This window comes from Streptomyces sp. NPDC046860 (assembly GCF_040645115.1).
Taxonomy (GTDB): Bacteria; Actinomycetota; Actinomycetes; order Streptomycetales; family Streptomycetaceae; genus Streptomyces.
Genome location: NZ_JBEYXQ010000005.1, coordinates 341,661 through 350,093 on the forward strand (window position 1 = coordinate 341,661; position 8,433 = coordinate 350,093).

At 75.0% G+C, this 8,433-nt stretch carries 8 protein-coding genes and 1 other RNA gene; 5 read left to right on the forward strand and 4 right to left on the reverse strand.

The features are described 5' to 3' along the window. Positions 1–73: 73 nt before the first annotated feature. Positions 74–475: RNase P RNA component class A (rnpB, locus tag ABZ898_RS10750), an RNA gene on the reverse strand. 108 nt (positions 476–583) lie between these two features. Here rnpB and yaaA point away from each other — a divergent pair. Both yaaA and ABZ898_RS10760 read left to right on the forward strand, forming a co-directional pair. Beyond that, entirely contained in the window at positions 584–1,366 is a 783-nt protein-coding gene (gene yaaA / locus ABZ898_RS10755) for a peroxide stress protein YaaA (protein WP_361655505.1), read from the forward strand. Positions 1,367–1,493: 127 nt separating this feature from the next. Continuing rightward, entirely contained in the window at positions 1,494–2,150 is a 657-nt protein-coding gene (locus ABZ898_RS10760; RefSeq protein WP_361655507.1) for a bifunctional 4-hydroxy-2-oxoglutarate aldolase/2-dehydro-3-deoxy-phosphogluconate aldolase, read from the forward strand. Here the strand turns inward: ABZ898_RS10760 and ABZ898_RS10765 are convergent. Genes ABZ898_RS10765 through ABZ898_RS10775 form a run of 3 tightly spaced genes read right to left on the reverse strand, consistent with a single transcriptional unit; the run spans position 2,122 to position 5,198 of the window. After that, positions 2,122–3,579, reverse strand: coding sequence for a bifunctional RNase H/acid phosphatase (locus ABZ898_RS10765; protein ID WP_361655510.1), 1,458 nt, complete (start codon positions 3,577–3,579; stop codon positions 2,122–2,124). The two genes, ABZ898_RS10760 and ABZ898_RS10765, sit on opposite strands and share 29 nt — an antisense overlap. Before the next feature lie 12 nt (positions 3,580–3,591). Beyond that, on the reverse strand, positions 3,592–4,335 hold the full coding sequence (locus ABZ898_RS10770; RefSeq protein WP_361655557.1) for a C4-type zinc ribbon domain-containing protein: 744 nt from the start codon (positions 4,333–4,335) through the stop codon (positions 3,592–3,594). Continuing rightward, positions 4,332–5,198 carry a Nif3-like dinuclear metal center hexameric protein gene (locus ABZ898_RS10775; RefSeq protein ID WP_361655513.1) on the reverse strand — a complete coding sequence of 289 codons (867 nt, stop codon included), beginning with the start codon at positions 5,196–5,198 and terminating at the stop codon, positions 4,332–4,334. The genes ABZ898_RS10770 and ABZ898_RS10775 overlap by 4 nt, the downstream gene beginning before the upstream one ends. Before the next feature lie 184 nt (positions 5,199–5,382). Here ABZ898_RS10775 and ABZ898_RS10780 point away from each other — a divergent pair, with 184 nt between their 5' ends. The 3 genes from ABZ898_RS10780 to ABZ898_RS10790 all read left to right on the forward strand — a co-directional run bounded on the left by ABZ898_RS10780 (position 5,383) and on the right by ABZ898_RS10790 (position 8,324). Further along, positions 5,383–6,522 carry a hypothetical protein gene (locus ABZ898_RS10780; RefSeq protein WP_361655516.1) on the forward strand — a complete coding sequence of 380 codons (1,140 nt, stop codon included), beginning with the start codon at positions 5,383–5,385 and terminating at the stop codon, positions 6,520–6,522. 139 nt (positions 6,523–6,661) lie between these two features. After that, positions 6,662–6,853 (forward strand): hypothetical protein, encoded by a 192-nt coding sequence (locus ABZ898_RS10785; protein WP_361655519.1) that lies wholly within the window; start codon positions 6,662–6,664, stop codon positions 6,851–6,853. 274 nt (positions 6,854–7,127) lie between these two features. Next, on the forward strand, positions 7,128–8,324 hold the full coding sequence (locus ABZ898_RS10790) for a sensor histidine kinase (RefSeq protein WP_361655522.1): 1,197 nt from the start codon (positions 7,128–7,130) through the stop codon (positions 8,322–8,324). The last annotated feature ends 109 nt before the right edge of the window (positions 8,325–8,433 follow it).

The following is an 8,433-nucleotide window of genomic DNA, read 5'->3' on the forward strand; positions in this document are numbered from 1 at the left end:
GTAAGTCCGCTCTGCAGCAACCAAGTTGCCGCAAACCGACTGGGCTCGCCGCATGCGGCGGGAAGGGGAACGACAGACGAGTCGGGCTGTACGCCGGGTTCTGTTCCGGGGGCCCTCGCGGGCGTCCCGGTGACGGCCATCCATCTAGGGCCGGTGTTGCCACCGGCCTCGTGCGGTCTACCCGCGGACTCGGGCGGGCAGCCCTCGGTCGTCCGCGCAGAAACACCGGGGTGTTTCCTTTTGACCTTGCTCCAGGTGGGGTTTACCTAGCTGCCCAGGTCACCCTGGGCACTGGTGGTCTCTTACACCACCGTTTCACCCTTACCCGGCGCCGGAGCGCCGGGCGGTCTGTTTTCTGTGGCACTGTCCCGCGAGTCGCCTCGGGTGGCCGTTAGCCACCACCCTGCCCTGTGGAGCCCGGACGTTCCTCGGGAAGCCCCGTCAAGGGACTCCACGCGGCCGTCCGCCCGGCTCGTCTGCCGTGCCGACCATGGTACCGGGCCCGGCGGGCGGCACCGACCGGCGGCGGAGCCCCGTACGCTGGCGCGGAAGCCGAGAAACGCCGTGTGAGAAGGAGTCGTCCGTGCTCGTCCTGCTGCCGCCGTCGGAGGGGAAGGCGTCCTCGGGCCGGGGTGCCCCGCTGAAGCCGGAGTCGCTGTCCCTGCCCGGTCTCGCCGCCGCCCGGCAGGCCGTGCTCGCCGAGCTGGCCGAGCTGTGCGCGGGGGACGAGGACAAGGCCCGCGAGGTGCTGGGTCTGAGCGAGGGACTGCGCGGCGAGGTCGCCAAGAACGCCGGACTGCTCACGGCGGGCGCCCGCCCGGCGGGCGAGATCTACACCGGCGTCCTCTACGACGCCCTCGGCCTGGCCTCGCTCGACCCCGCCGCCAAGCGCCGCGCGGCCCGCTCGCTGCTGGTGTTCTCCGGGCTGTGGGGCGCGATCGGCGTCGCCGACCGCATCCCCTCCTACCGCTGCTCGATGGGCGTGAAGCTCCCCGGTCTCGGCGCGCTGGCCGGGCACTGGCGGGCGCCGATGGCCGAGGTGCTGCCCGAGGCGGCCGGCAAGGGCCTGGTGCTGGACCTGCGCTCCGCCGCGTACGCGGCCGCCTGGAAGCCGAAGGGCGAGGTCGCGGGGCGTACCGCGACGGTCCGGGTGCTGCACGCGCCCACCCGCAAGGTGGTCAGCCACTTCAACAAGGCGACCAAGGGCCGCATCGTCCGCGCCCTGCTCACCGAGGGCACCGCGCCCAAGGACCCCGCCGAGCTGGTCGTCGCGCTGCGGGACCTCGGGTACGAGGTGGAGGCGGCGGCGCCGGAGAAGGGCGGCAAGCCCTGGGCGCTGGACGTGCTGGTGGACGAGGTCCACTGAGCCACTGAGCGAGGTCGGCTGAGCAGGGTTCGCTGAACACGGCCCACGGGGCGCGGTCCACCCGTGCCGATTGCAGCATGTGCAACGTCCATTGCGCAGGTTGTTTCCCCTGGGCACGATGGCGTCCATGACCTCATCCGTGCCCTCCCCCGCCTCCGTACTGGACCTCGCGCCCGTCCTCCCCGTCGTCGTGCTCTCCGACGCCGCCGACGCCGTGCCGCTGGCGCGGGCGCTGGTCGCCGGGGGGCTGCCCGCGATCGAGGTCACGCTGCGCACCCCGGCCGCGCTGGACGGCATCCGGGCCATCGCCGAGGAGGTGCCCGAGGCGGTGGTGGGCGCCGGGACGGTGATCACGCCGGACCAGGCGAGCAGGTGCGTGGCGGCGGGGGCGCGGTTCCTGGTCTCCCCCGGCTGGACCGAGTCGCTGCTCGCCGCGATGCGGGAGTCCGGGGTGCCCTTCCTGCCGGGGGTGTCGACCGCCTCGGAGGTGGTGGCGCTGCTGGAGCGCGGGGTGCGGGAGATGAAGTTCTTCCCGGCCGAGGCGGCGGGCGGTACGGCGTATCTCAAGTCGCTCGCCGGGCCCTTGCCCGACGCCCGCTTCTGCCCCACGGGCGGTATCGCGCCGGCCAATGCGCCCGAGTACCTGGCCCTGCCCAACGTGGGCTGCGTGGGCGGCAGTTGGATGGTCCCGGCGGATGCGGTGGGCGCCCGGGACTGGGCCCGGGTCGAGGAGCTGGCGCGCGGCGCGGCCGGGCTCAGGGACGTAGGTGCGAGGTGTCGTTGAACAGCCGTACGCTCGCGTTGCCGTCGGCGTAGTACGCCACCGCCGACAGCGAGGCGGCCGACAGCTCCATCCGGAAGAGCGACTCGGGCGGGGCGCCTAGGGCGAGGCGCAGCAGGGTCTTGATCGGCGTCACGTGGGTGACCAGCAGGACGGTACGGCCCCGGTACCGGGCGACCAGCCGGGCGCGGGTCTCCTCGATCCGCTCGGCGGTCTCCGTGAAGCTCTCGCCGCCGCCGGTGGGGCGGACCGCGGGGTCGGCGAGCCAGGCGGTCAGATCGTCCGGGTACCGCTCGCGGACCTCCCCGAAGGTCAGTCCCTCCCAGGCGCCGAAGTCGGTCTCGCGCAGCCCGTCGTCGACGCTCACGTCCAGCCCGAGCCGGTCCGCGACCACCCTGGCGGTCTCCCGCGTACGGGCCAGCGGCGAGGCGACGACCGCCTGCACGGTCCCCCGGCGCGCGAGCGCCTCCGCCACCAGCCGGGCCTGCTCCCGCCCCGCCCCGGACAGCGCGGGATCGCTCCCGCCGCTCCCGGAGAACCGCTTCTGCGGGGTGAGCGGCGTCTCCCCGTGCCGCAGCAGCACGAAGGTGGCCGGCGCCCCGAGGTCGGGGGCGGCGCTCCAGCCGGGCGCGGAGGAGGTGGAGGCAGAGGTGGGGGTGGTGGCGGAGGCGACGGTACGGGCGGCGCGGGCGTCGGCGTCATGCCGTCCGGCGGAGTCACCGGAAGCGGGCCCGGCCGCCGCGGGGGCCTGGCGGTACGCCTCGGCCCCGGCGACCGCACCCGACGCCCCGGGGGCGGGAGCAGCGGCCTGTCGGGCCGAAGCCACCGCCGCTTCAGAACCCTCGGCCCCGGCAGTGCCCCGCCCGCCGGACGGCGCGGCGGCACCGGGACCGCCCTCGCCCGCCGGATGCACGCCCCGCACCAGTGCCGCCCGTACGGCCGCCGCTCCCGCGCGCGCGTCGCCGGGCGGCCCCGTCGGCTCCGGAGCGACCGGCACCGAGACGCGAGGAGTCCAGGTCTCGCCCCTCGCCCCCGCGTCCATCGCCTCGTTGGCCAGGCGGTCGGCGTGCTTGTTCCGCTCGCGCGGGATCCACTCGTAGGTGACCCGGCCGGGCGGGAAGATGCCGCGGGCCTCGGTGGCCAGCGGCTTCATGTCGGGGTGCTTGATCTTCCAGCGGCCGGACATCTGCTCGACGACCAGCTTGGAGTCCATGCGGACGGCGACCCGCGCCTCGGGGTCGAGGGCGTGGGCGGCGCGCAGGCCGGCGAGGAGGCCCCGGTACTCGGCGACGTTGTTCGTGGCGACGCCGATGAACTCGGCGGCCTCGGCCAGGGTCTCCCCCGTGGCCGGGTCGAGCACGACGGCCCCGTACCCGGCGGGTCCCGGATTGCCCCGTGACCCGCCGTCGGCCTCGACGGTGAACTCCCGCACGCCCGGCGCTCCCTACAGGCCCGACTCCGCCGTGCGCACCAGGATGCGGTGGCAGTTCTCGCAGCGGACCACCGCGTTGCGCGCGGCCGCGCGGATCTCGCTCAGCTCGGTGATCGCCAGCTCCTGGCGGCAGCCCTGGCAGGTGCGGGCGTACAGCTTGGCCGCGCCGACGCCGCCGCCCTGGGTGCGCAGGCGGTCGTACAGCTTGAGAAGGTCGGCCGGGACGGAGGCGGAGACGACCTCGCGCTCCTTGGTGACCGCGGCCGCCTCGTCGTCCAGCTCGCGGAACGCGGCGTCGCGGCGCCCGGTGGCGTCGTCGGACTTGGCCTGCACGGAGGAGACCCGCTCGGTCAGCTCGGCGACGCGCGCCTGGGCGGCCTCACGGCGCTCCATGACCTCGAGGACGACGTCCTCCAGGTCGCCCTGGCGCTTGGCGAGGGAGGTGATCTCGTGCTGGAGGCTGGAGAGGTCCTTGGGCGAGGTGACCGCGCCGGAGTCCAGGCGCTGCTGGTCACGGGTGGCACGGCGGCGCACCTGGTCCACGTCCTGCTCGGCCTTGGTCTGCTCGCGGGCGCAGTCGCTCTCCTCGGTCTGCGCGGCCACCAGAAGGTCGCGCAGCTGGACGAGGTCCTTGCCCAGCGTCTCGATCTCGGCGTGCTCGGGGAGCGACTTCCGCCTGTGCGCGAGCTGCTGGAGGCGGACGTCGAGGGCCTGGACGTCGAGGAGTCGGATCTGGTCGGCGGGCTCGGCGTTCAGTTGGGGGCTCCCATGGGGCTAGTGGTGACGGGGGACGCCGCGTGGGCGGTCCAGGGGTCGGTGACCGTCTTGGACACGTGGACCCTCAGGCCCCAGCCGTGACGGTCGGAGATCTGGTCGAGTTCGGCCGCGGCCAGCTCGCACCAGGGCCACTCGGTGGCCCAATGGGCCGCGTCGATGAGCGCGAGGGGGCGCTCGTCGAGGGACGCGGCGAACTCGGCGGCCGGGTGGTGGCGCAGGTCGGCGGTGAGGAAGGCGTCCACACCGGCCGCGCGGACCCGGTCGAAGAGGCTGTCGCCGGAGCCGCCGCTGACGGCGACCGTGCGGACGACGGCGTCGGGGTCGCCGGCCACCCGGATGCCCTGCGCGGTGGCGGGCAGCCGCTCGGCGGCGCGCTCGGCCAGCTCGCGCACGGTCAGCGGGTGGTCCAGCTCGCAGATCCGGCCGAGGCCCCGGCGTCCGGCCGGGTCGTCGGGGTCGGGTACGAGGGGGCCGGTGACCCGGAGGTCCAGCGCGCCGGCGAGGGCGTCGGAGACTCCGGGGTCGGCCTTGTCCGCGTTGGTGTGCGCGACGTGCAGGGCGACGTCGTTCTTGATCAGCGTGTGCACGATCCGGCCCTTGGGGGTGCCGGCGGCCACCGTGGTGGTGCCCCGCAGGTAGAGCGGGTGGTGGGTGACGAGCAGGTCGGCGCCGAGCCGTACGGCCTCGTCGGCGACCTCCTGCACGGGGTCCACGGCGAACAGGACGCGGGTCACCTCCTGGCCGGGGTCGCCCACGACGGTGCCGACCGCGTCCCAGGACTCGGCCCGCTCGGCGGGCCACAGGGTCTCCAGCGCGGCGATGACTTCAGACAGACGGGGCACGAGGAAAGGCTACCTGTCCGTCCAGGGGGGCCGTACCGCGTACGGCGGTCCGGGCCCGGTACGCCCACCCCCGCCCGTTCCTCAGAGGAATCGCTTCTGCGCCACCCGTATGTGTGAAGCCGTCCGGACCCGGCCCCCGCCCGTGCGTACGAAAACTAGCTTCGTCGCCGGAGGTGACCGAACGATGACGGCCTGTGCGATCGAACCCCCGTCGGCCGGCGCGGAACACGAGGCGCCCACGACGCGGTACGCCATCACGGCGGACGGCGCGTACGCCGCCCGGCTCGCGCCGGACGGCGAGAACTGGTTCCCGGAGCGCTGGACGCTGGACGGCCCGGAGCCGTACGCGGTGCCGCTGCCCGGCGCCCAGCCCGAGGAGCCGGGCACCGAGGTGCATCCGATGGGTGACGGGCGGGTGCTGATCCACCGCCTGGTGGAGCGGCGGCACGCCTTCTCCCTTCTCTACCCGACCGGCCCCGGCACCGGTGAGCTGCCGGTCGGTTCGGTGGAGTGCCCGGAGCCTGGTACCCGGCTCACGATGCTGCCGCCCGCGCCGGGAGGCGAGCGGGCCTACGCCCTCGCGGTGGGCGACGCCTCCACGGCCGTGTGGCTGGTGGCCGGCGGCGCCGCGGGGCCCGAGCGGGTGGCCGAGGTGCGCGGGCGCTGCTCGGGCGGGGTCTGGCTGGACCCGGCGGGACGGATGCTGGCGCTCGACCGCGAGCTGGGCGGCCGGACCAAGACGGTCGTGGTGGACCTGGGGCGGGACGGCGAGGTGTCGCCGCTGCTCCAGATCGCGCCGGACAGCGACGACCGTCTGCTGCTGGCCGACCCGGACAGCGGTCTGCTGGTGATCTCCTCCGACGCGGCCTCTCCGGGGCAGGAACGATTGGGCTGGGGCGTGATGGGCAGCACCCTGCCGGTCCGCTTCCCCGGCGCGCTGCTGCTGCCCGACTGCGCGGTGACGCCGTTCGCCGCCCAGCCGGGCCAGGTCCTGACCCCGGAGCACTGCGCGGTGGCCCTCCGGGTGGACGGCCCGCTGGGCACCTGGGTGGGCACCTGGCGGCCCACCGAGCGCCGGATACGGCACCTGCCCGCGCCCGAGGGCTGGCTCGCGGGGTCCGGACTGTGGACGCCGGAGGGCCTGCTGCGGCTTCCGTACGCCACGGCGGCCACCCCGTGCGGGGTGGCGGACCTGCCCCTGCCGGAGAGGGAGGAGGGGGAGCCGGGTGCGGCGGCGAAGGAGCCGGAGGCACCGCGGGAGCAGCGGGCGCCGTGCCCCGTACCGCTGCAGAAGGCCCCGCTCGGCGAGGTGACGGCCCGCTAGCGGTGCAGCCGGAGTGACCGTCCGGGGAGATCGTGACCGGGCGGTGGAGATCGGCGCGGCCGCCTGGACCGGCTCCCCGGCCGGTTGGTTAGACTCTCCCGGCTGCAAGACGATCATGTTGACGGGGTGAATCCTTCCGATGACCGACACCAGCACGACGCAGCCGCTGTCCGCGCCCGCCGATCCCGGCCTCCACCGGCCGGAACCGGCCTCCGCAGAGGCGGAGGGGCACGGTCGGCACCGGGGCCCGGTCGCGGACCGGGACGGGGAGAGCGCCCCCAGCGGACGCCATCGCCGCCCGGGCGACGGGAGCGCCGAGACGGCTGCCTGACCGGTACGGCGAAGGGGCGGGGCACGGGCCACACGGCTCGTACCCCGCCCCTTCGCCTTCCGAGCGCCTCCGGGCGCCTTCCGGGCCGTGACATTCGTACTGCCGGAGTCCGTACGTACGCCTCTGCCCAGGGCGGCCGCCCGCTCCTACCGTCGTAGGCATGACACAGACACGATCCGCCCGGCGCGGGCTACGGTTCTCGTTCCCTACCCTGGAGCGTCGTTCCGCCGACCGGCGGGACGCGGTGGAACCGGAGAGGCCGAGGGGCACGGACATGACCTGGTGGGCGCGAACGCTGGCCCGCGCGACGGGCGCGAAGCGGTGCGCCGCGCACGCGGGGCCCCCGCCGACCGGCTTCGCGCTGCTGCCCTGGCTGCTGATGGGCCTGGGCTCCTTCTCCAACCTGCTCCAAGGCAAGGCGGAGAACCCGTGGATCGGCGGCCTGGGCCTGTTCACCTTCAACTCCCTCTACGTCTACGTCACCTTCCGCGCCTTCGACCGCGACAAGCGCCGGTCCGTCACGACCCGGCTGGCGCTGCTGACCATGGGCCTGGTGACGACGGGGCTCGCGGTCGGCTACGGCGGCAACTGGCTGCTGTTCTTCCCGCTGCTCGGCCTCGCCACGGGCGCCACCCTGCGCGGCCGGCACCTGGGACGGATCGGGCTGCTGCTCGCGGCGTACGGCGCGGTCCTCGCGGGCCTGCGCGAGGGCTGGCGGGAGGCGCCGAACATCGGGTACGCGACGTTCCTCTCCTGCATGGTCACGGCCGCGATCCTCAGCCTGTCGGAAGCGGTGCGGGAGCTGCGGGCGGCGCGGGAGGAGCTGGCACGGCGGGCGGTGGAGAAGGAGCGGATGCGTTTCTCCCGCGATCTGCACGATCTGCTGGGCCACACCCTGTCGGTGATCGTGGTGAAGTCGGAGGCGGCCCGGCGGCTGGCCGGGCGGGACCTGGACGCGGCGCTGGCGCAGATCGGGGACATCGAGTCGGTGGGGCGGCAGGCGCTGACCGAGATCCGGGAGGCGGTGACCGGTTACCGCGAGGGCAGTCTGTCCACCGAGCTGACGCGGGCCCGTTCCGCGCTGTCGGCGGCGAGCGTGGAGCCGGTGGTGCGGCAGTCGGGGGCGCCGCTGGCGCCGCAGACCGAGGCACTGCTCGGCTGGGTGGTGCGCGAGGCGGTGACCAACGTGGTCCGGCACAGCCGCGCCACCCGCTGCGAGATCACGGTGGACAGCACCGGGGAACAGGTCCGGCTCACCGTGACCGACAACGGCACCACGGCGGCGGTCGCGGGCAGCGGCGGCACCGGCCTGACGGGTCTGACGGAGCGGCTGGCCGCGGCGGGCGGCTCGCTGACCGCGGGCCCGGCCCCGGCGGGCGGCTTCACGGTGACGGCGGAGCTCCCGGCGGACCCGGCCGACCCGGCGGAGCCGGGCGCGGAGGACGCGGTGCCCCTCGTGCTGGAGTCCTGACGGGCTTGCCGCCCCTAGGGCCTGTCCGGCGGATCTTCGTGGGCCCGCGACGCCTGGCACGCGCTCTCGCCGCACGCCCGAATCATCCAAGTACATCCAGTACGAGGGA